This window comes from Pseudomonas sp. RIT623, assembly GCF_004519305.1.
Taxonomy (GTDB): Bacteria; Pseudomonadota; Gammaproteobacteria; order Pseudomonadales; family Pseudomonadaceae; genus Aquipseudomonas.
Genome location: NZ_SOZA01000033.1, coordinates 1 through 20,988 on the forward strand (window position 1 = coordinate 1; position 20,988 = coordinate 20,988).

16 protein-coding genes, 4 tRNA genes and 2 pseudogenes are annotated in these 20,988 nt (G+C 65.2%); 10 read left to right on the plus strand and 12 right to left on the minus strand.

From position 1 onward, the window contains the following. Window positions 1-195: 195 nt before the first annotated feature. From E3U47_RS19335 to E3U47_RS19345, 3 genes are all read right to left on the minus strand, one after another. Window positions 196-2,232 carry an NADPH-dependent 2,4-dienoyl-CoA reductase gene (locus E3U47_RS19335; protein WP_134693268.1) on the minus strand — a complete coding sequence of 679 codons (2,037 nt, stop codon included), beginning with the start codon at window positions 2,230-2,232 and terminating at the stop codon, window positions 196-198. Window positions 2,233-2,507: 275 nt separating this feature from the next. Beyond that, the gene (locus tag E3U47_RS19340; RefSeq protein ID WP_134693269.1) at window positions 2,508-3,407 is read right to left on the minus strand and encodes a proline iminopeptidase-family hydrolase; all 900 of its coding nucleotides are present in this window, start codon (window positions 3,405-3,407) and stop codon (window positions 2,508-2,510) included. Between the two features lie 93 nt (window positions 3,408-3,500). Beyond that, window positions 3,501-4,262: a LuxR family transcriptional regulator gene (locus E3U47_RS19345; protein ID WP_134693270.1), complete on the minus strand. Its 762-nt coding sequence runs from the start codon at window positions 4,260-4,262 to the stop codon at window positions 3,501-3,503. A 173-nt stretch (window positions 4,263-4,435) separates the two neighbouring features. Here E3U47_RS19345 and E3U47_RS19350 point away from each other — a divergent pair, with 173 nt between their 5' ends. The 8 genes from E3U47_RS19350 (at window position 4,436) to E3U47_RS19385 (ending at window position 13,009) form a co-directional block, all read left to right on the plus strand. Next, window positions 4,436-5,326 (plus strand): proline iminopeptidase-family hydrolase, encoded by an 891-nt coding sequence (locus E3U47_RS19350; protein WP_134693271.1) that lies wholly within the window; start codon window positions 4,436-4,438, stop codon window positions 5,324-5,326. A gap of 3 nt (window positions 5,327-5,329) precedes the next feature. Further along, window positions 5,330-6,277, plus strand: coding sequence for an ABC transporter permease (locus E3U47_RS19355; protein WP_134693272.1), 948 nt, complete (start codon window positions 5,330-5,332; stop codon window positions 6,275-6,277). Next, entirely contained in the window at window positions 6,274-7,134 is an 861-nt protein-coding gene (locus E3U47_RS19360) for an ABC transporter permease (protein WP_134693273.1), read from the plus strand. Before E3U47_RS19355 ends, E3U47_RS19360 begins: the two co-directional genes overlap by 4 nt. Next, the gene (locus E3U47_RS19365; RefSeq protein ID WP_134693274.1) at window positions 7,131-8,117 is read left to right on the plus strand and encodes an ABC transporter ATP-binding protein; all 987 of its coding nucleotides are present in this window, start codon (window positions 7,131-7,133) and stop codon (window positions 8,115-8,117) included. The genes E3U47_RS19360 and E3U47_RS19365 overlap by 4 nt, the downstream gene beginning before the upstream one ends. Further along, window positions 8,114-9,088 (plus strand): ABC transporter ATP-binding protein, encoded by a 975-nt coding sequence (locus E3U47_RS19370; RefSeq protein WP_134693275.1) that lies wholly within the window; start codon window positions 8,114-8,116, stop codon window positions 9,086-9,088. The genes E3U47_RS19365 and E3U47_RS19370 overlap by 4 nt, the downstream gene beginning before the upstream one ends. Window positions 9,089-9,121: 33 nt before the next feature. Next, complete coding sequence (locus E3U47_RS19375) at window positions 9,122-10,663, plus strand: ABC transporter substrate-binding protein (RefSeq protein WP_134693276.1); 1,542 nt, start codon at window positions 9,122-9,124, stop codon at window positions 10,661-10,663. 188 nt (window positions 10,664-10,851) lie between these two features. Further along, complete coding sequence (locus E3U47_RS19380) at window positions 10,852-11,970, plus strand: nitrilase-related carbon-nitrogen hydrolase (protein ID WP_134693277.1); 1,119 nt, start codon at window positions 10,852-10,854, stop codon at window positions 11,968-11,970. A gap of 4 nt (window positions 11,971-11,974) precedes the next feature. Beyond that, window positions 11,975-13,009 (plus strand): AraC family transcriptional regulator, encoded by a 1,035-nt coding sequence (locus E3U47_RS19385; RefSeq protein WP_134693278.1) that lies wholly within the window; start codon window positions 11,975-11,977, stop codon window positions 13,007-13,009. A gap of 127 nt (window positions 13,010-13,136) precedes the next feature. Here the strand turns inward: E3U47_RS19385 and E3U47_RS19395 are convergent, their stop codons facing one another. After that, window positions 13,137-13,904: a DUF2242 domain-containing protein gene (locus tag E3U47_RS19395; RefSeq protein WP_134693279.1), complete on the minus strand. Its 768-nt coding sequence runs from the start codon at window positions 13,902-13,904 to the stop codon at window positions 13,137-13,139. Window positions 13,905-14,180: 276 nt separating this feature from the next. On the opposite strand from E3U47_RS19395, the pseudogene E3U47_RS25535 reads away from it, so the two are divergent. After that, window positions 14,181-14,825: pseudogene (locus tag E3U47_RS25535) on the plus strand (methyl-accepting chemotaxis protein); the annotation flags it as partial. Between the two features lie 270 nt (window positions 14,826-15,095). Beyond that, a pseudogene (locus E3U47_RS25540) lies at window positions 15,096-15,683 on the plus strand (methyl-accepting chemotaxis protein); the annotation flags it as partial. Between the two features lie 93 nt (window positions 15,684-15,776). Here the strand turns inward: E3U47_RS25540 and E3U47_RS19405 are convergent. The 8 genes from E3U47_RS19405 to E3U47_RS19440 form a co-directional block, all read right to left on the minus strand. Then, window positions 15,777-15,853 (minus strand) — tRNA-Asp (locus tag E3U47_RS19405). A 142-nt stretch (window positions 15,854-15,995) separates the two neighbouring features. Beyond that, window positions 15,996-16,072: transfer RNA gene (locus E3U47_RS19410), tRNA-Asp, on the minus strand. 83 nt (window positions 16,073-16,155) lie between these two features. Further along, a tRNA-Asp gene (locus tag E3U47_RS19415) sits at window positions 16,156-16,232 on the minus strand. 79 nt (window positions 16,233-16,311) lie between these two features. Beyond that, window positions 16,312-16,387: transfer RNA gene (locus tag E3U47_RS19420), tRNA-Val, on the minus strand. A 235-nt stretch (window positions 16,388-16,622) separates the two neighbouring features. Further along, window positions 16,623-17,396 (minus strand): SDR family oxidoreductase, encoded by a 774-nt coding sequence (locus tag E3U47_RS19425; protein ID WP_134693281.1) that lies wholly within the window; start codon window positions 17,394-17,396, stop codon window positions 16,623-16,625. Continuing rightward, on the minus strand, window positions 17,393-18,604 hold the full coding sequence (locus E3U47_RS19430; RefSeq protein WP_134693282.1) for an O-succinylhomoserine sulfhydrylase: 1,212 nt from the start codon (window positions 18,602-18,604) through the stop codon (window positions 17,393-17,395). Before E3U47_RS19430 ends, E3U47_RS19425 begins: the two co-directional genes overlap by 4 nt. A 15-nt stretch (window positions 18,605-18,619) precedes the next feature. Next, window positions 18,620-20,125 (minus strand): amidophosphoribosyltransferase, encoded by a 1,506-nt coding sequence (purF, locus tag E3U47_RS19435; RefSeq protein WP_134693283.1) that lies wholly within the window; start codon window positions 20,123-20,125, stop codon window positions 18,620-18,622. Window positions 20,126-20,167: 42 nt separating this feature from the next. Beyond that, window positions 20,168-20,722, minus strand: coding sequence for a CvpA family protein (locus tag E3U47_RS19440; RefSeq protein WP_134693284.1), 555 nt, complete (start codon window positions 20,720-20,722; stop codon window positions 20,168-20,170). Window positions 20,723-20,988: the final 266 nt, after the last annotated feature.

The following is a 20,988-nucleotide window of genomic DNA, read 5'->3' on the forward strand; positions in this document are numbered from 1 at the left end:
AAACTATCGCGCGCTTAGAAGCAATAGCAACAGCGAAGAGCGAAGAGCGAAGAGCGAAGAAAAACCGGAGGGAGTTTAGCTTTAGAGCAAGTTTTATCTGAACAACCACTCGCCGGCAAGCCGGCTCCTACAGGGGTAACGAATAATACGCAAACACTGTAGAAACCAGCTTGTCAAACCAAGTCGGTCAGACCATTACAGCTCAGCAGCCAACCGCGACCCTTGGTTGATCGCCCGCTTGGCATCCAGCTCAGCGGCCACATCCGCGCCGCCAATCAGGTGCACCGACTGCCCGGCCACCACCAGGCCCTCATGCAGCTCGCGCAGTGGCTCCTGCCCCGCGCAGACGACGATGTTGTCCACCGCCAGCAACTGCGGCTCACCCTCGCCGATACGCACATGCAGGCCAGCATCGTCCACACCCAGGTACTCGACGCTGTTGAGCATCTGCACTTGCTTGTTCTTCAACCCCGTGCGGTGGATCCAGCCAGTCGTCTTGCCCAGGCCATCACCCACCTTGCTCTTCTTGCGCTGCAGCAGGTACACCTGGCGCGCCGGCGCATGCGGCTCAGCCTTGATGCCAGCCACGCCGCCCCGGGCCTCAAGATGGCTATCAATTCCCCACTCCTTCCAGAACGCCTCACGGTCCTGGCTGGTGGCCACGCCCTTGTGCACCAGGTACTCGGATACGTCGAAACCAATGCCCCCCGCACCGATCACCGCCACCCGCTCACCTACTGGCTTGCGCTCGAGCAACACGTCCAGGTAGCTGAGCACCTTGGCGTTGTCGATACCGGGAATCGCCGGCGTGCGTGGGGCGATGCCAGTGGCCAGGATGACCTCATCAAACTTGCCGGCCACCAGTGCGGCTACGTCGACACGGGTATTCAGGCGCAGTTCGACCCCCGTGGACTTCACCTTGTTACGGAAGTAACGCAGGGTCTCGTAGAACTCCTCCTTGCCCGGCACGCGCTTGGCCACATTGAACTGTCCACCGATCTCGCCAGCGGCGTCGAACAACGTCACCTCATGCCCACGCTCGGCGGCCACGGTGGCCGCCGCCAGGCCTGCGGGGCCGGCGCCAACCACGGCAATGCGCTTGACGTTCCGCACCGGCAGGTAATTGAGCTCGGTCTCATGGCACGCGCGCGGATTGACCAGGCAACTGGTCAGCTTGCCACCGAAGGTGTGGTCCAGGCAGGCCTGGTTGCAGCCGATACAGGTATTGATCTCGTCGCCACGCCCCGCAGCAGCCTTGTTGACGAAGTCCGGGTCGGCGAGGAATGGCCGGGCCATGGAGACCATGTCGGCATCACCCTCGGCCAGCACCGCTTCGGCCACCTCCGGGGTGTTGATGCGGTTGGTGGTGATCAGCGGAATCTGCACGGCGCCGCGCAGCTTGGCGGTGACCTTGCTGAACGCCGCGCGCGGCACCTTGGTGGCGATGGTCGGGATACGCGCCTCGTGCCAGCCAATACCGGTGTTGATCAACGTCGCCCCAGCCTGTTCGATGGCCTTGGCCAACAGCACGATCTCGTCCCAGGTGCTGCCACCCTCGACCAAGTCAAGCATCGACAGGCGGAAGATAATGATGAACTCGCGGCCCACCGCCTCGCGTACCCGGCGCACGATCTCCACCGCCAGGCGCATGCGGTTCTCGTAGCTGCCGCCCCAGCGGTCGGTGCGCTGGTTGGTGTGGGCGGCCAGGAACTGGTTGATGAAGTAGCCTTCGGACCCCATGATCTCGACACCGTCGTAGCCAGCACGCTGGGCCAGGCTGGCGCAGGTGACGAAGTCGCGGATCTGCTTCTCGATGCCTTCTTCGTCCAGTTCCTTGGGCTTGAACGGGTTGATCGGCGCCTGGATGGCACTCGGCGCCACCTGCCGGGGGCTGTACGCGTAGCGCCCGGCATGGAGGATCTGCAGGCAGATCTTGCCGCCGGCTGCATGCACCGCCTCGGTGACGATGCGGTGCTTGTCGGCTTCCTCCTCGGTGCTCAACTTCGCAGCGCCCGAATACACCCCGCCCTCGTCGTTCGGCGCGATGCCGCCGGTGACCATCAGGCCGACACCCCCCCGGGCGCGCTCGGCGAAGTACGCCGCCATGCGTTCGAAGCCGCCGGGACGCTCCTCCAGCCCGGTGTGCATCGAGCCCATCAGGGTGCGGTTGCGCAAGGTGGTGAAACCCAGGTCGAGAGGGGCCAGCAGGTGCGGGTATGGGGCATTTGCCATGGAGGGGCTCCACAGGTGGCGTGATCACGGAATGCGGGCGCCTCTTCCTGTGCGGCGGGGCCCGTCGTTTGTCTGAAGCTGACATTAAACAGGCGTTTGAACACGCTCAATGATCGAAAGTTACAAGTTGATGATCATTATGAACAGACTCACCAGGGGCGCGCGTGGCCTGCTTCGCCAGCAACCGCGACCCAACCTGTGCCAGAAAAAATTCAGGCCTGCCGGATAGGAACCGAGCAGGCCTGCAAGAGGGAAATCATTGAACGCCGCGAACGTCAGAGATTCTCGTCGAGGAACTTGACCACCGTGCCCATGCACGCCACCCGCTCCTCCACATGGGGCATGTGGCTGGAATTCTCGAACAGTGCCCAGCGGATGCCCGGGATCAGATCCAGGTACGGCTTGACCACCAGCGGCGTGGCTTCGTCGTAACGACCAGAGATCAGTAGGCTCGGCACGTTGATCTGCGGCAGACGATCGACGATGGTCCAGTCCTTGGTACTGCCGATGATATGAAACTCGTTGGGCCCGGTCATGGCGTGGTACACGGTCGGGTCTGCCTCCACCTGGGCGAAGGTCCGCGCCACTTCGTCGGGCCAGGGCTGCAGCCGGCACACATGGCGGTCGTAGAACACCCGGGTGGCGGCGATGTAGTCCGCCGCGGTGTAGTCCGCGACCGCCTCGTGGCGCAGCAAGGTGTCCTGGACGTCCTTGGGCAGCGCCTCGCGCAGGCGGTTGGCCTCCTGGACCCAGGTGCGCATGTCGGCCGGTGAGTTGGCGATCACCAGGCAACGCAGCCCCTGCGGCCGCCGTACCGCGTGCTCGCTGGCCAGCATGCCGCCCCAGGACTGACCCAGCAGCGCATAGCGCTCTGCGATGCCCAGGTGCTCGAGCAGGTTGTCGAGCTCTTCCAGGAACAGCTTCACGGTCCAGAACGTGGCCGGCTTGCGCGGCAAGTGGGTCGAGCGGCCATTGCCCAGTTGGTCGTAGTGGATGACCGGATAGCCACCCGCCGCGACGTCCTTGTAGGCGTCGACATAATCGTAGGTGCAGCCCGGACCGCCGTGCAGGATGACCAGAGGGGTGCGACCACAGGCCAGGTCGCCGGTGACGCGGTACCAAGTCTGGTACTCGCCGAACGGGGCGAACCCTTCATGCGATTTGATGAGTTCCATTTCATCGGGCTCCATACGAATCATGGCGCCCACCTTAGCGCTCGACGCGGCGACGCATAACTAGAGAGTTCTCTAGGTTTTCGGTTGCGCCGATCAACGGTCGAGCAAGCGATAGTGCACCGCTCGGGCCACCGCCTGGACGCGGTTCTTCGCCCCCAGCTTGTGCATCGCCGAGGTCAGGTGCAGCGACACCGTGGCCAGCGAGCGGCAGAGCTTTTCGGCGATTTCCCCGGCAGTCAGGCCCTCGGCGGCCCAGCGCAGGCACTCGACCTCGCGCCGGGTCAGGCGGATGACGCGGCTGGCGGCCTCCTTGTCGAGCAAGGGGTAGGCGGCCTCCTGCAGGGCATGGGCGATCAAGCTGAAATCGGCGAGGCTGTGCCGGGCCGCCTCCAGGTCCGCCGGACTGGCCTGGGGGCGCAGCCCGGTGAGGGTCGCCAGGCCGCCGCGGGGCAAGTGGATCGGCACGGTCACGCCACAGGCCAGGTGCGCATCGAGCAGGTAGCCGACCACCGGGGCATGGCGCTGGTCGATCATGCGCTGCAGGACGGTCTCGCCCTTGGGCAGGTACGACCAGCTGAACGGCGCGACCGAGGAAACGGCCAACTGCTGCACCGGGTCGATCTGGTAGAAGCCCTCGGTGCACCACAGGTCCTGCCAGTCCTTCGGGGTCTGCCGCAAACGCACCACGCTGGGTGTGATCAGCTCGCCGACGTGATCCAGCGGCACCGGGCTGTAGTCGTACACCAGGGCATCGAAGCCCAGTTGCGCCGCGGCGGCGGCGACGCTGTCCATCTGTTCGTCCAGGCTGCTGTCCGAGGCCAGACGGGTATTGAGGTCAGCCAGCTTGGCCTGCATTCCTTGCACTCCCTGTGTATACCCTTTGGATTTCCATCTTGAAATCCGCCACGTAGAATGCCACGGCTCGGCGTGGGACTGCCAGACAAAACCTATAGGAACCACTAGCTTGTAGGCAGAGCATTCTCCTGCGCTAGGTATAGCTGTAAACCATTGCCAACAGGAGAGTAGCGATGTGGCGTGAGATGCAACCTGACCAGCAGTTCAACGTATCGGTCGATGGCCACAATCTCGTGGTGTACAGCTTTGGCGCGGGGGACGAGGTTCTGCTGTGCCTCAACGGCGGGCCGGGGCTACCCTGCGATTACCTGCGCGACGCCCATGCCTGGCTCAAGGACCAGGGCATCCGCGTAGTCGCCTTCGACCAGTTGGGCACTGGCGCTTCCGACCGCCCCGACGACGAGCGCCTGTGGGACATCACCCGCTACGTGGCCGAAGTCGAGCAGGTGCGCCAGGCCCTGGACCTGGGGCGGGTGCACATGCTGGGGCATTCCTGGGGCGGCTGGCTGGCCATCGAGTACGCCATCCATCATCCGCAGGCGTTGAAAAGCCTGATATTGGAAAACACCGTCGGCGACATCCCGCACCTGATCACCGAACTGGAACGCCTGCGCGGCGCGCTGGGCAGCGAAACCGTGGCGATGATGCAGCGCCACGAGGCCCTGGGCACCCTCGATCACCCGCAGTACCAGGCGGCCATTACCCTGCTCAACTACCGCCACGTGTGCCGGCTGGACGAATGGCCGGCGCCGGTCAAGCGCTCGCTGGACGACTGGAACATGGCGCCCTACACCGCCATGCAAGGCCCCAACGAGTTCCTCTACATCGGCAACCTCAAGGACTGGAACCGCCTCGAACAGATGCGCGCGTTCAACATGCCAGTGCTGATCACCACCGGCCAGCACGATGAGCTGACCCCGGCTTGCGCCATGCGCATGAAACGAGCGCTGCACGACCGGGCCGAACTGCACGTGTTCCCCAACAGCAGCCACATGCCCTTCTACGAGGAACCCCAGGCCTACTTCCCGGTGTTGCTGGATTTCCTGCAACGCAACCGGGGTTGAGCGATGAACCTGGCACGCTATCGCTTCGTCCTGATCCGCCCATTGCAACTGCTGCCGGTGCTGTTCGGCATCAGCCTGATCACCTTCGTGCTGGTCCGCTCGATCCCGGGCGATCCGGCACGGGTGCTGCTTGGCGCGCGTAGCACGCCGGACGCGATCCTCAAGATCCGCGCCCAGTTCGGCCTGGACGAGCCGCTGTGGCTGCAATACCTGTACTTCCTGAAAAACCTGCTCAACGGCGACCTCGGCAAGTCGCTGCTGTACAAGATCGACGCCCTGCCCTTGATCGCCAGCCGCATCGAACCAACCCTGATGCTGGTGCTGGGCAGCGTGCTGCTGGCGCTGCTCATCGCCGTGCCGCTGGCGGTGCTCGCCGCCCGCCACAAGGGCGGTTGGGCCGACCACCTGATCCGCCTGTTCACCACCGCCGGCCTGGGCCTACCGGCGTTCTGGCTGGGCCTGATGCTGATTTTGCTGTTCAGCGTGCACTGGGGCCTGTTCCCGGTGTCCGGCTATGGCCGCACCTGGCCCGACAAGCTGCACCACCTGGTGCTGCCGTGCCTGACCATCGCCCTGGCGCTGTCGGCGGTGCTGGTGCGCAACCTGCGCGCCAGCATCCTCCTCGAGCTGCAGGCCGACCACGTCACCGCCGCTCGCGCCCGCGGCCTGGGCGAAGGGGCGCTGCTACGCCGCCACGTGCTGCCCAACGCCATGGTACCGACCATCAACCTGCTGGCGGTCAACATCGGCTGGTTGATCAGCGGCAGCGTGGTGATCGAAAGCCTGTTTTCCCTGCCCGGCATCGGCCAGCTGCTGGTCCGCGGGATCTTCACCCGCGACTACATGGTGGTCCAGGGCGTGGCCATGGTGCTGGCCTGCGCCACGGTGGCGGTGAACTTCATCGCCGATGTGGCGACCGCCACCCTCGATCCGCGAGTGAACATCCGATGAGCCTCAACCCTCCCCTGGCGCTGGACCGGCCCTGGCGCCTGCGCATCCCCCTGGGCCAGGGCCACCTGACCCTGTATGGCGGCCTCATCATCGTCCTCGGCTGGTGCCTGCTGGCCTTGTGCGCGCCCTGGGTGGCGCCGTTCGACCCGCTGCTGCAGAACGCCGAGCTGCGCCTGGCCGCCCCCAGCCTGGCACACCCCTTCGGCACCGACAATTTTGGCCGCGACATACTCTCGCGGGTGATCTGGGGCGCACGCATCGACCTGCAAATGGCCCTGGTCGGGGTAATCTTCCCGTTCCTGCTCGGCACCACCCTCGGCGCACTGGCCGGCTACCTCGGCGGCTGGCTGGACAACGCCTGCATGCGCCTGGTGGATATCGTCCTGGCGTTCCCGTTCCTGGTGCTGATGCTGGCGATCATGGCCATCCTCGGCCCCGGCCTGGGTAGTTTCTATATCGCCATGGCCCTGGTCGGCTGGGTGTCCTACGCGCGCTTGATCCGCTCGCAGATCCTGGTGCTCAAGCACAGCGACTTCGCCCTGGCGGCCCGCAGCCTGGGGTTTGGCCACCGGCGCATCCTGTTCGGCCACCTGCTGCCCAATGCCCTGTTCGGCTCGGTGGTGTTCTGCATGTCGGACGCCGTGCTGGTCCTGCTCAACGGCGCCGCCGTCAGCTACCTGGGCCTGGGCGTGCAACCGCCGACCCCGGAATGGGGCACCATGGTCGCCGAGGGGCAGAGCTTCATCACCAGCGCCTGGTGGATCTGCACCTTCCCAGGCCTGGCCGTGGTGACCCTGGCCATGGGCTTTAGCCTGCTCGCCGATGGCGTCGCCGACCGCCTGGGAGACCGCTCATGAGCACCGCACTGCTGCAGGTGCGCGGGTTGAGCGTGATAGCCCGGGCCGCCCATGGCGATATCACCCTGGTCGATCGGCTGTCGTTCGACCTGGGCCCAGGCGAAATCCTCGGCCTGGTCGGCGAAAGCGGCTCGGGCAAGACCCTGGCCTGCCGGGCGCTGATGCGCCTGCTGCCGTCTGCCAACCTGCGCGCCGAAGGCGAGGCTGTGCGCCTGGCGGGGCAGGACCTGCTGAGCCTGGACGAAGCCGGCATGCGCCGTATGCGCGGACACGGCCTGGGGATGATCTTCCAGAACCCCAGCAGCCACCTGGACCCGCTGATGCGCATCGGCGCGCAGATCGCCGAGGGCGTGCGCCTGCACCAGGGCGCCTCGCGCCGCGAGGCCCGGGCAGAGGCCATCGAAATCCTGCGCCAGGTAGGCATCCCCGATCCGCAAACCCGGGTCGACAACTACCCCCACGAGTTCTCCGGCGGCATGCGCCAGCGGGCGATGATCGCCGTGGCGCTGGGCTGCAACCCGCAGGTGCTGATCGCCGACGAGCCGACCACGGCCCTGGACGTCACCGTGCAGGCGCAGATTCTGCGCCTGCTGTTGGATCTGCGCGACCGCCGGGGGCTGTCGATGGTCCTCATCAGCCACGACCTGGGCGTGGTCGCGCAAACCTGCGACAGCGTCGCCGTGATGTATGCCGGGCGCCTCTGCGAACACGCCAGCAAGCATGCGCTGCTGGCGCAGCCGCGCCATCCCTACAGTGCCGGGCTGCTGGCCTGTCACCCAGCCGCCCAGGGGCAGGCACGACGAATGAACAGCATTGCCGGGCAACCGCCCCTGCTCGACGCCCCGCCTCCTGGCTGTCGCTTCGAGCCGCGCTGCAACCAGGCCAAGCCGGTCTGTCGCGAACAACCACCGGCCCTGCGCGACATCGGCGCAGGCCAGCGCCTGGCCTGTCATCTGCCATTGCTCGGCGGAGGTTCGGCATGACCCCGCTGTTGCAGGTCAAGCACCTGCAGGTGCAGTTTTCCGTCGCCGGCAGCGGCCTGTTCAACCTGCGCCCGCGCCAACTGAACGCGGTCAACGGCGCCTCTCTGACCCTGGCAGCCGGCCAGACGCTCGGCCTGGTGGGCGAATCGGGCTGCGGCAAGAGCACCCTGGCCAGGGCCGTCCTGCAACTGACGCCCGCCACTGGCGGGCAGGTGCTGTTCGACGGCCTCGATATCGGCCAGGGTGACAAACAGGCGGTCGCGCGTCTGCGCCGCGAAGCCGCGATGATCTTCCAGGACCCCTACACCGCGCTCAATCCGCGTCAGCGCGTTGGCCAGATCCTCGCCGAGGTGCTGCAGGTGCAGCGCAAGGTGCCAGCCGCACAGATCCCCACACGGGTTGTCGAACTGCTCGAGCTGGTCGGCCTGCGCGCCGAACTGGCCGAGCGCAAGCCCGGCGCGCTGAGCGGCGGCCAATGCCAGCGGGTCGGCATCGCCCGGGCCCTGGCCATCGAACCCAGGCTGATCGTCGCCGACGAATGCGTCGCCGCCCTGGACGTGTCGATCCAGGGACAGATCATCAACCTGTTGCTGGAACTGCGCGAGCGCATGGGCCTGGCGCTGCTGTTCATCACCCACGACCTGGGCGTGGTGCGCCAGCTGTGCGATAGGGTGGCGGTGATGTACCTGGGCCAGATCGTCGAGGAAGGCCCGGTGCGCGAGGTATTCGACAACCCGCGCCACCCTTACACCGCCGCGCTGGTCCAGGCCATTGCCGACATCGACCCGGCCCGCGGCCTGCCCGCGCAGCCGTTGGCCGGCGAGCCACCGAGCCCGTTGCAGGTGCCCGCGGGCTGCGCGTTCCACCCTCGCTGCCCGCATGCGCTGCCACAGTGTCGCGACAGCGCGCCCCCCAGCCACACGCAGGGTGCCCGGCGCCATGCCTGCATCCACCCGCAATTGCCGTACTGACACCCAATCATGACCATCAAACGGAGATTGAGCATGAAGCCCGCAGCATTGAAATTACTCACCGCCGCCGTGCTGGCCGCCAGCACCCTGGCCAGTGGCATGACCCAGGCAGCCGGCGTGCTGACCATCGGCTGTCGCGAGGAGAGCACCACCTTCGACCCGATCAAGAGCGCGCAGAACCGCGACAGCTGGGTCTTCGCCAATGTCTACGACGTACTGATCCGCGTGGACAACAGCGGCACCCAACTGCTGCCGGGCCTGGCCGAAAGCTGGAAGATCTCCGACGACGGCCTGACCTACACCTTCAAGGTGCGCGAAGCCAAGTTCTCCGACGGCTCGCCGCTGACCGCCGGCGATGCGGCCTTCTCCTTGCTGCGCATTCGCGACAACCCGGGCTCGCTGTGGGCCGACTCCTACAAGATCATCGACAAGGCCGAGGCGCCGGACGAGCGCACCCTGGTGGTGACCCTGAAGAACAAGTCGGTGCCGTTCCTCGCGCAACTGGCCACCGCCAACGTCTCGATCCTGTCGAAAAAAGCCATGGACGCCATCGGCGAGGACGCCTACGCCCAGGAGCCAGTAACGTCCGGCGCCTTCAAGGTCAAGGAGTGGTTGCGCGGCGACCGGGTGATCCTGGAGAAGAACCCCTATTTCTGGCAGGCCGACAAGGTCAGCCTGGATGGCGTGGAATGGATCTCGATCCCCGACGACAACACACGCATGCTCAAGGTCCAGGCCGGCGAGCTGGACTCGGCGATCTTCGTGCCTTTCTCCCGAGTCGACGCCTTGCAGAAAGACCCGAACCTGACCATCCACATCGACCCGTCGACCCGTGAGGACCACCTGCTCATCAACCATGAGAAAGGCTTGCTGGGCAAGGCCGAGGTACGCGAGGCCATCGACCTGGCGATCGACAAGAAAGCGCTGGTCGACACCGTCACCTTCGGCCATGGCGAAGTCGCCTACTCGTACATTCCCAAGGGCGCGCTCTACCACAACGCCGACAACCCACAGCGCGCGTTCGATCCGGCCAAGGCCCGCGCGCTGCTGAAAAAAGCCGGCGCCGAGGGGCTGAAGATCAACTATGTGGTCAACGCCGGCAACGAGGCCGACGAGCAGATCGCCGTGCTGGTGCAAAAGCAGCTGGCCGATGTCGGCATCACCGCCAACCTGCAGAAGGTCGATCCGACCCAAAGCTGGCAGATGCTGGTCGACGGCGACTACGACCTGTCGGTGATGTACTGGACCAACGACGTGCTCGACCCGGACCAGAAGACCACCTTCGTGCTCGGCCACGACACCAACATGAACTACATGACCCGCTATCACAACGACAAGGTCAAGGACCTGGTGGCGGCGGCCCGGGTGGAAACCGACGCTGGCAAGCGCAAGCAGATGTACCAGGACCTCCAGCAGCTGGCCAAGCAGGACGTGCACTGGATCGACCTCTACTACAGCCCGTACATCAACATTTCGCGCAGCAACATCCAGCACTTCCTGCAGAACCCCCTGGGACGTTTCACCCTCGAGGAAACGGTGAAGCTCGACGCGGCGCAGAAAACCGCGCAGAACTGACACCACCAAGACCGAGGCCGCCCAGCGTGGCGGCCTTGCCCGCAGGCGCTGAAGTGGGAGGTGAAATCCGCCGCCTCTGCAAGCGGCAGCTTTGATATGATCCGGGCAGCCGCTTGTTACCACTGAATCGAATTGCGCGCCCCCTTGATGCTGCCCATGGCCATTTCATGCCTGCGAAAATCCACGCCATGCGAAAACTGCTAACCGGTGCCTTCGCGCTGGTCCTCATCACCGCCCTGTGCGGCTACGGCTTCTGGACCCTGCAACGACCAGAAGGCCATTACCTGTCCGACCTGCGCATCGAACTGGCGCTCAACCAGGGCGTGCCGGGCGAGCACGGCAACCTGCTGGGCGTCGAGCCGCTGCTCTACCCGGTCGACTACCAGAACCTCACCCGCCTGCACCGCAAGCTCTCGGCCTACCTGCAACAGGCCCGCGACCAGGGGCTGATCAACCCACGCACCGTGGTGGTGCTACCGGAGCATATCGGCACCTGGCTGTGGGCCCGCGGCGAAAAACGCGAGTTGTACCAGGTGACCCAGCGCCGCGAGGCCTGGCAATGGCTGGAGCTGAGCAACCCGTTGCGCTATGGCCTGGCAATGCTCAGCGCCAGCGGCGACGATCGGCGCTCGGACGCGCACTTGCGCATGAAGGCCGCGCAGATGGCCGCCGACTACCAGCAACTGTTCGGCAACCTGGCCCGTGAATTCGGCGTCACCCTGGTGGCCGGCTCGATCGTCCTGCCGGCCCCCTATGTGCAGGACGGCGTGTTGCGCGCCGGCAATGGCCCGCTGTTCAACAGCAGCCTGGTGTTCGCTGGCGACGGCTCGCTGCTGGGCCAGCCGCAGCACCAGCAATACCCCGACAGCGAGAACCGCCGCTACATCCACGACGGGCGCGCGCACCCCTTGCAGGTGCTGCAGACCCCGGCCGGGCGCCTGGGCGTGCTGGTTGGCAGCGATAGCTGGTATCCGGACAATTACCAACAGTTGGCCAGGCAATCGGTGGAGCTGATCGCCAACCCGGCGTTCCTCAGCGGCAAGCACAGTTGGCAAACCCCCTGGCGCGGCAATCGCCATCAGGCGCAAAGCAACGGCCTGGCGCTACAACGTGGCCAGGTCAGCGAACAGAGCGCCTGGCAGCAGTTGACCCAGTCTGGTGCCGCCGGCATCACCAGCATGAGCGTGTTCATGCGCGGCCAGTTCTGGGAGCTGGGCAGCGATGGCCAGGGCTTCGCCAGCCAGGCCGGCACGTTGTGGGTTGGCAACGCCAGCCAGGGCGCCCGCCTGCTCAACCTGTGGTTGTAGGGCCATGCCCCGCCCCCGCGTACGCCTGGGTGACCTGTCGGTAGGCTTCATCCAGCCGCTGGCCGACGCCTTGCAGGCGCTGGGCCATGATCCACACCCCCTGCTGCTGCGCTACGGCCTGGATGCGCCACGCCTGGCCGAGGCCGGCGCGCGCTTGTCGATCCCGCGCTACATGCACCTGGGCCATGCGGCCATCGCCCTGTGCGGCGAGCCGGCACTGGGCCTGCATATCGGCCGCCTGAGCCGCCTGGCCCAGGCCGGGTTGGCCGGGGTGACCGCGGCCCAGGCGCCGACCCTGGGCGATGCCGCCCGCACCTTGCTGCGCTTCGAGCCCCTTTACGCCGGCAATTACCGCGGGCAATCGCAGTTCATCGAAGACCACCAGGGCGCCTGGCTGCGGTTCTATTCCATCAGCCCCTACAACCACTACAACCGCTTCGTGGTCGACTCCTTGCTCAGCGGCTGGCTGACACAGCTCTCCAGCCTGGCGGGCCAGGCCGTGCAGGCCGAGCGCCTGGAGATCGAATTCGAGCCTCCCCCCTATGCCGCGCAGTACCAGGGCCTGTGCGCCGGCCCGGTGCAGTTCGGCGCCACCGCCAACCAGTTGCGCCTGGGCAGGGCCACCCTGGCCCTGGCCAACCCGCAGCATTGCCCGAGTACCTGGCAGCACCTGCTGCAACTGTGCGAGACGGAACTGACCCAACGCACCCGTATCCGCAGCCTGGGCGAGCGTATCACCCACCTGCTGGGGCCTTTGCTCAACGGCGGGCGTGAGCCGGACCTGGAGGAAGTGGCGCGGCACCTGCAAATGCCGCCCTGGACCCTGCGCCGCAAGCTGGCCGAGGAAGGCACCGGGTTTCGCGACCTGCTCAACGACACGCGCCGCGATCTGGCCGAGACCTACATTCGCGACACGGCGCTGGCCTTTGGCGAAATTGCCTATCTGTTGGGGTTTGCTTCGGCCGAGGCCTTCCAGCGCGCGTTCAAGCGCTGGACCGGGCTGACCCCGGGGGCGTTCCGCCGCCAGCGGCTACCCTAGTTGCCCGGCCCGTAGAAGCCAGCTTGCTGGCGAACCAAGCGACGCGGAGGATGGCACCGGCTGCGCCGGTGTTCGCCGGCAAGCCGGCTCCTACAACGGTTTCGGCCTGGCGAACCGGGCACAGGCGCTACTGCGCGGCGGGCTCGGGCGCTTCCTGCTGCACCTGAATCGGGGCCGCCTCGATGGGCGGGGCGATGGGTTGCGAACCCTTGCTGTCATCCACCAGCGCAGCGGCAGGCGCCTCGCTGGCCGGCACCGCGGCCGGCTGCTCGGGCGCCAGGGCACTGGGGGCAGGCTCCGGCAGGCCCAGGTCGGCTGCCGGCTTGTCCACCTTCGGTGCGACAGCCTCGGTTTTCTCCGGCTGCCTGGGCTTGGGCAGGTAGCTTTCCACCAAGGCAAAATAACGGTCATAGAACTGCGTGGCGGTGACCGTCTCGCTGGCGACCTTGACCATCGAGTCGTCGGTGGAGCCGATCGGCATCGACACCGAACCCAGCACGCCCACCCCCAGGCTGGCGGAGGTGTTGGACTTCTTCAGCGCGTAACGGTCCTGCAGGGCATTGGCGAACATCGTCGAGCGTTGCTTGTCGCCCATGTCCGGCACACAGGTGATGTTGAAACTGATCTGCAGGTGGTTTTCCGCGTTCTGCTGAAAGCTCTTGTTGCCGGCGACCTGATTGGCATCGCTACTGGTAATGATATAGCCCTGGCTGAGCAAGGCACGACGCGCCGCCTCGCAACTGCCGGCCTCGCTGGCCGCGAAGGTGCGCGAAAAGGTCCCTGAGTCGTCGAAGTTCTCGTGTTCGTACACGGCGGTCTTTTTCGACGAGCAACCGGCCACGCCCGCCAGCACTAGGGCCAGCCCGAGCGCACCGTAGACGGTAGATCTGGACATCGTGGATTCCGGGTAAATCGAAGGGTGCCTATTGTGCAACACATCCATGAGCCACCGAAACCTCGACGGCGAAAGGTTCATGTAAAGCACTCGCTGTTTAGCTCAAGAATGGGACTACATCCACGGGAGATCCTTCCTACTGACCTACCAAAAACAGCCTAACTGAACAACTGATATTCCACCGTTAGACTCGTGCGCCCCCACGTATGAACGTTCAAGGAACTCGCGGTGAAAAATCTCTCGGTACGCCTGAAACTACTCCTGAGCCTCACCCCGATGGTGGTCCTGGTCGCCTTGCTCGCCCTCACTGCCACCCTCAGCCTGGGCAGCCTGACCCACCGCGCCGAACGCCTGGTATCGGTGAACTACATTCTCGATAACCTAAACGATATCCGCGCCGCCCAGCTGGCCTACGCCCTTGACCACGCCCCTGCCGACCTCGCCACCTTGCGCCAGGCCTACCGGCAGATGGACAAGCTGATCGATGAAAACCTGGCGAAAATGCCTTACCCGCAGGCCCAGGCCGCCCTGGGCGCTACCCGTACCCTGATGCGCGAATACCTGCAAAACCTTGACCGACGCCTGCAGGGGGGCACCGAACGACTGGCCGGGGCGGCCGGCAGGCAGCAACTGGAGCAGGTGCTGCTGGCGATAGGGCAGATCAACACCCTGATCACCGAGCAGAACGCGGTCAGCGCCCATGAGTTCAGCCAGCGCCGCGCCCTGATGCTCAGCCTGTTCTGCCTGACGCTGCTGCTGGCATGTTTGGTGGCCTGGTTGCTCATCCGGCAGATCTGCACCCCCTTGCTGCAAGCCCTCGACATGGCGCGTCGCATCGGCGAGGGCGACTTGCGCGCCACCAGCCTGCCCGCTCGCCAGGACGAGTTCGGCCTGCTGCTGCGCGCACTGGAGCGCAGCAGCGCCAACCTGCGTGGCATCCTGCAAGGCATCGGCCAGGTCAGCGCACGGCTGGTCGGGGCTTCCACGGCACTGGCCAGCGTGATCGAGCGCACCAGCCATGGCGCCATCAGCCAGCGTGGCGAAACCCATCAGGTGGCGACCGCCATGAGCCAGATGGCCTGCGCGGTGCAGGAAGTCGCCCAGAACAGCTCACTGGCCAGCGCGGCCACTCGCGAGGCCAGCGACCAGGCCGCGTTGAGCCGGCAGGTGGTGATCGACACCCAACGCCAGGTCATCCAATTGGCCGAGGACATCGACGACAGCACCGAAGCCGTGCAGCAACTGTCGGCCGCCACCGAACAGATCGGCAGCATCATGACCGTGATCCATTCGGTGGCCGAGCAGACCAACCTGCTGGCGCTCAATGCCGCCATCGAAGCCGCGCGCGCCGGTGAGGCCGGGCGCGGCTTCGCGGTGGTCGCCGACGAGGTACGTGGCCTGGCCCAGCGCACCCAGCGCTCCACCGCCGAGATCGAGACCCTGGTCGCCACCTTGCAGGCTGGCGCCCGTCGCGCCGTCGAACGGATGCATGGCAGCCGCCACGTGGCCGGCGACACCGTGCAACTGGCCAACCAGGCCGGCGCGGCGCTACAGGTCATCACCCGTAGCGTCGATGATATCCAGGGCATGAACCAGCAGATTGCCGCCAGCACCGAGCAGCAGAACGCCGTGGTCGAGACCATTCGCGGCAATGTAGACAATGTGCGGGATGTGGCCGAGCACTCGCTCGATGCCACCCGGGAAATAGAAACGGCGTCGACCGGGCTCAAGCGCCTGGGTGATGAACTGCAAGGTTTGGTCGGTAACTTCCGCCTGTGAACAGTCGGCGTGGCAAATGCCAGGCACAAAAAAAGCGACCCTGAGGTCGCTTTTTTTGTAGCTTCGAGGTGTTCAAGGGCCTCGAGGCGAAGATGGCGCAGCGGACGGGACTCGAACCCGCGACCCCCGGCGTGACAGGCCGGTATTCTAACCGACTGAACTACCGCTGCGTATCGTTCGGGCTTGCACCCGATTGAAACTGGGATCTGAGCTTTCAAGCGCAGGTGCGCGAAAGCCAGGCAACAAAAAAGGCGACTTGTAATCGCCTTTCCTGGTTTGCCACAAGCTGTTCAAGGAACTCGTGGCAGAAGATGGCGCAGCGGACGGGACTCGAACCCGCGACCCCCGGCGTGACAGGCCGGTATTCTAACCGACTGAACTACCGCTGCGTATCGTTCAGGCTTGCGCCTGATTGAAACTGGGATCTGGCCTTGCGGCCTCAGACCGGTGCAAGCACCCATCTGGAATAAAATGGCGCGGCGGACGGGACTCGAACCCGCGACCCCCGGCGTGACAGGCCGGTATTCTAACCGACTGAACTACCGCCGCGCAGTGCTGGACTTGCGTCCTGTTCCTCTCTGCCAGCGGGCTTCGTTCGAAACCGCTGAACCAGGAACGCCTCAGGAAGTGGTGGGTGATGACGGGATCGAACCGCCGACCCTCTGCTTGTAAGGCAGATGCTCTCCCGGCTGAGCTAATCACCCCCGCGATGTTGCTTGTTGCGTTTGCTTCGCTGAGGCCGCGAAATTTACGCAGGTACCGATGCTAAGTCAATACCCCCATTGAAGTTTTTTTCAAAAAGGGGAAAAACAGCCGCAAGCTTGAAGCGGCAAGCGACAAGAAAAAGCTCTCGCCGCCCTCACTACCGTACTCGACCCAGATAAAGACAAAGGGGACGTCACGGTCCCCTCTTGCAGCTTGAAGCTTGGAACTTGCCACTCAGGCGTAGATCATCTTGCGGGTCATGCCGCCATCGACGACGAACTCCTGGCCGGTGACGAACCCCGCCTGGCGCGACAGCAGCCACGCCACCAGTGCCGCGACATCCTCCACCGTCCCTACCCTGCCCGCCGGATGCTGGGCATGATCGGCTTCGGTCAGCGGTTCGGCACGACGCTGCGACGGATCACGAGTATCGATCCAGCCAGGACTGACAGCGTTGACGCGAATCTCCGGCCCCAGGCTCATGGCCAGGGCGTGGGTCAGGGCCACCAGGCCACCCTTGCTCGCCGCATAGGCCTCGGTGTCCGGTTCCGACTGCCGGGCGCGGGTGGACGTCAGGTTGACGATCGCCCCGCCATGGGCACGCAGGTAAGGGGCACAATGCTTGGCCAGCAACATCGGGCCATTGAGGTTGACCGCCAGCACACGGTTCCACTGTGCCAGCGACAGACTCTCGAGGGTCTGGTTGTGCGGGTTGGCGATCGCCGCGTTGCACACCAGGGCATCCAACCGGCCAAAGCGGCCCAGCACTTCGGACACCCCGGCACTGACCTGGGCCTCGTCGGCCACGTCCATGCTGATGAACGAGGCATTGTCACCCAGCGCCTTGGCCACCGTGGGCCCACGCTGGCGGTCGAGGTCGCTGAGGACCACCTGCCAGCCTTCGCAGACCAGCCAGGCGGCGATGCCCAGGCCGATGCCGCGCGCGGCGCCGGTCACCAGGGCCACCCGACCGTTATGGTCCGGCTCGCCACCCTTCCAGTCGATCACAGCGCCGCCAGGCCGCGCGCCAGGTCCGCCTGCAGGTCGGCCACGTCTTCGAGGCCGACCGCCACGCGCACCAGGCTGTCACGGATACCCGCCGCTTCACGCTCCTGCGGCGTCAGGCGGCCGTGGGAGGTGGTCGCCGGATGGGCGATGGTGGTCTTGCTGTCGCCCAGGTTGGTGGTGATCGAAATCACCCGGGTGGCGTCGATGAAACGCCAGGCGCCTTCCTTGCCGCCCTTGACCTCGAAGCTGACCACCGCGCCGAAACCGCTCATCTGACGCTTGGCCAGTGCATGCTGCGGGTGGCTCGGCAGGCCGGCGTAGTGGACCTTCTCGATCCCGTCCTGCTGCTCGAGCCACTCGGCCAGCGCCTGGGCGCTCTCGCAGTGGGCGCGCATGCGCAGCTTGAGGGTCTCCAGGCCCTTGGTGAAGACCCAGGCGTTGAACGGGCTGAGGGTCGGGCCGGCGGTGCGCAGGAAGCCCACCACTTCCTTCATCTGCTCGCTGCGCCCGGCCACCACGCCCCCCATGCAACGGCCCTGGCCGTCGATGAACTTGGTCGCCGAGTGGAACACGATGTCGGCACCGAGTTTGAGCGGTTGCTGCAAGGCCGGGGTGCTGAAGCAGTTGTCCACCACCAGCAGCGCGCCACGGGCATGGGCGATTTCGGCCAGGGCGCTGATATCCACCAGCTCGGCCAGCGGATTGGACGGCGACTCGACAATCAACAGCTTGGTATTGGCCTTGATGGCCTTTTCCCAACCGCCCAGGTCGACCAGCGGCACGTAGTCCACCTGCACGCCGAAGCGCTTGAAGTATTTTTCGAACAGGCTGATGGTCGAGCCGAACACGCTCTGCGACACCAGCACATGGTCACCGGCGCTGCACAGCGACATGACCACGGCGAGGATCGCCGCCATGCCGGTGGAGGTCGCCACGGCCTGCTCGGCACCTTCCATGGCTGCCAGGCGCTCTTCGAAGGCGCGCACGGTGGGGTTGGTATAGCGCGAGTAGACGTTGCCCGGCGTTTCGCCGGCAAAACGCGCGGCGGCGTCGGCGGCCGTGCGGAAGACATAGCTGGAGGTCAGGAACAGCGCTTCGCTGTGCTCGGCCTCCGGTGTACGGTTCTGACCGGCGCGCACCGCCAGGGTGTCGAAGCCGACACCCTCGAGGTCACTGTCCAGTCGACCGGCATCCCATTGATCGGTCATGCCGTCGCTCCCAAATCAGTTGTTGTACAGGTCGATGATCGCGCTGACGGCCTGGTTCTTCACCTTGGCCAGGTCGTTGCGAGCCTGCTCGATACGCTCGAGGTAGGCTTCGTCGATATCGCCGGTGACGTACTCACCGTTGAACACCGCGCAATCGAAGTTTTCGATCTTGATCTTGCCGCCACCGACCGAGTCGATGAGGTCCGGCAGGTCCTGGTAGACCAGCCAGTCGGCGCCGATCAACTCGGCCACCTGTTCGGTGGTGCGGTTGTGGGCGATCAGTTCGTGTGCACTCGGCATGTCGATGCCGTAGACGTTGGGGTAGCGTACCGCAGGGGCCGCGGAGCAGAAGTAGACGTTCTTCGCGCCGGCTTCGCGAGCCATCTGGATGATCTGCTTGCAGGTGGTGCCGCGCACGATCGAGTCGTCCACCAGCATCACGTTCTTGCCACGGAACTCCAGTTCGATGGCGTTGAGCTTCTGGCGTACCGATTTCTTGCGCGCGGCCTGGCCGGGCATGATGAAGGTCCGGCCGATGTAGCGGTTCTTGACGAAGCCTTCGCGGAACTTCACGCCCAGGTGGTTGGCCAGTTCAAGGGCGGCGGTGCGGCTGGTGTCGGGGATCGGGATGACCACGTCGATGTCGTGGTCCGGGCGCTCGCGCTGGATCTTCTCGGCCAGCTTCTCGCCCATGCGCAGGCGCGCCTTGTATACCGAGACGCCGTCGATGATCGAGTCCGGGCGCGCCAGGTAAACGTGCTCGAAGATGCACGGCTGCAGTTTCGGGCTTTGCGCGCACTGCTTGGTGAACAGCTGGCCTTCTTCGGTGATGTAGACCGCCTCGCCCGGCGCCAGGTCGCGGATCAGGGTGAAGCCGAGCACGTCCAGGGCCACGCTTTCCGAGGCGATCATGTACTCGACGCCTTCGTCGGTGTGACGCTGGCCGAACACCACCGGGCGGATACCGTTGGGGTCGCGGAAGCCGACGATGCCGTAGCCGGTGATCATCGCCACCACCGCGTAGCCGCCGACGCAGCGGCTGTGCACGTGGGAAACCGCAGCGAACACGTCTTCCTCGGTCGGCTGCAGCTTGCCCCGTACCGCCAGCTCATGGGCGAACACGTTCAGCAGCACTTCGGAGTCAGAGTTGGTGTTGACATGGCGCAGGTCGGACTCGTAGATCTCCTTGGCCAACTGCTCGACGTTGGTCAGGTTGCCGTTATGCGCCAGGGTGATGCCGTATGGCGAGTTGACGTAGAACGGCTGGGCCTCGGCCGAGGTCGAGCTGCCGGCGGTCGGGTAACGCACATGGCCGATGCCGATGCTGCCCACCAGGCGCTGCATGTGGCGCTGCTGGAAGACGTCGCGCACCAGGCCGTTATCCTTGCGCAGGAACAACCGGCCGTCGTGGCTGGTCACGATACCGGCAGCGTCCTGGCCGCGGTGCTGGAGCACGGTTAGCGCGTCATACAGCGCCTGATTGACGTTCGACTTACCGACGATACCGACGATGCCACACATGCGACGCAACCCCTACTTTGATGAAACTTGAGTGAAAAGCGCTCAGGGCCGGGTAGGTCCGAGCAGCTGTTCCTTGAACGGAAGGTCAACGGGTGCGCTGACCCCACTGGACATCCACTGGCCGGTGAACCCCAGTATGAGGTTTTTCGACCAGTCGGCTACCAATAGAAATTGTGGTATCAGGCGTGATTCCTGCCACCACGGATCCTGCTGTACCGGCCCCAGGCTCAGCAGCCCGACGGCCACCACCACCAGCAGGGCCCCGCGCGCGGCGCCGAAGGCCATGCCGAGAAAGCGGTCGGTGCCGGACAGCCCGGTCACGCGAATCAGCTCGCCGATAAGGAAGTTGAGCATCGCCCCCACCAGCAAGGTGGCGACGAACAGTATGGCGCAGCCGGCAATGACCCGCGCGGAAGGGGTCTGGATATAGCTTTCCAGGTACTGTGAAAGCGACCCGCCGAACATCCAGGCCACCGCGCCGGCGACTATCCAGATGAGCAGGGACAAGGCTTCCTTGACGAAGCCGCGCTTGAGACTGATCAGTGATGAAATGGCGACGATCGCGATGATCGCCCAATCAACCCAGGTAAATGCCACGGTGCTGCCTGCCGACGTTTGAGGCGGCGCATTTTACCAGAGCAAGGGGGGTTGAGGTAAGCGGAATGTCAGGAGTTTGAAGGGCTGCAGGCTGACTCTGGGGACAGTTTTACCGACTAGAAAAACCCTCGCGGGGCAATCCCACGCCTGCAAAATCCTACGCGCGCTTGTAGGAGCGGCCTTGTGTCGCGAAAGGGCTGCGCAGCAGCCCCGGCAATTTCTGCTTTGGCACTGAAATCCTGGGGCTACCCTGCAGCCTTTCGCGA

Excerpts from the sequence above, each read along its gene's own strand:
- E3U47_RS19395 (WP_134693279.1), bottom strand. The coding sequence starts at position 13,904 with ATGTCCAGATCTACCGTCTACGGTGCGCTCGGGCTGGCCCTAGTGCTG.
- E3U47_RS19380 (WP_134693277.1), top strand. The coding sequence starts at position 10,852 with ATGCGAAAACTGCTAACCGGTGCCTTCGCGCTGGTCCTCATCACCGCC.
- E3U47_RS19430 (WP_134693282.1), bottom strand. The coding sequence starts at position 18,604 with ATGACCGATCAATGGGATGCCGGTCGACTGGACAGTGACCTCGAGGGT.
- E3U47_RS19345 (WP_134693270.1), bottom strand. The coding sequence starts at position 4,262 with ATGCAGGCCAAGCTGGCTGACCTCAATACCCGTCTGGCCTCGGACAGC.
- purF (WP_134693283.1), bottom strand. The coding sequence starts at position 20,125 with ATGTGTGGCATCGTCGGTATCGTCGGTAAGTCGAACGTCAATCAGGCG.
- E3U47_RS19385 (WP_134693278.1), top strand. The coding sequence starts at position 11,975 with ATGCCCCGCCCCCGCGTACGCCTGGGTGACCTGTCGGTAGGCTTCATC.
- E3U47_RS19375 (WP_134693276.1), top strand. The coding sequence starts at position 9,122 with ATGAAGCCCGCAGCATTGAAATTACTCACCGCCGCCGTGCTGGCCGCC.
- E3U47_RS19360 (WP_134693273.1), top strand. The coding sequence starts at position 6,274 with ATGAGCCTCAACCCTCCCCTGGCGCTGGACCGGCCCTGGCGCCTGCGC.
- E3U47_RS19365 (WP_134693274.1), top strand. The coding sequence starts at position 7,131 with ATGAGCACCGCACTGCTGCAGGTGCGCGGGTTGAGCGTGATAGCCCGG.
- E3U47_RS19340 (WP_134693269.1), bottom strand. The coding sequence starts at position 3,407 with ATGGAACTCATCAAATCGCATGAAGGGTTCGCCCCGTTCGGCGAGTAC.
- E3U47_RS19335 (WP_134693268.1), bottom strand. The coding sequence starts at position 2,232 with ATGGCAAATGCCCCATACCCGCACCTGCTGGCCCCTCTCGACCTGGGT.
- E3U47_RS19350 (WP_134693271.1), top strand. The coding sequence starts at position 4,436 with ATGTGGCGTGAGATGCAACCTGACCAGCAGTTCAACGTATCGGTCGAT.
- E3U47_RS19355 (WP_134693272.1), top strand. The coding sequence starts at position 5,330 with ATGAACCTGGCACGCTATCGCTTCGTCCTGATCCGCCCATTGCAACTG.
- E3U47_RS19370 (WP_134693275.1), top strand. The coding sequence starts at position 8,114 with ATGACCCCGCTGTTGCAGGTCAAGCACCTGCAGGTGCAGTTTTCCGTC.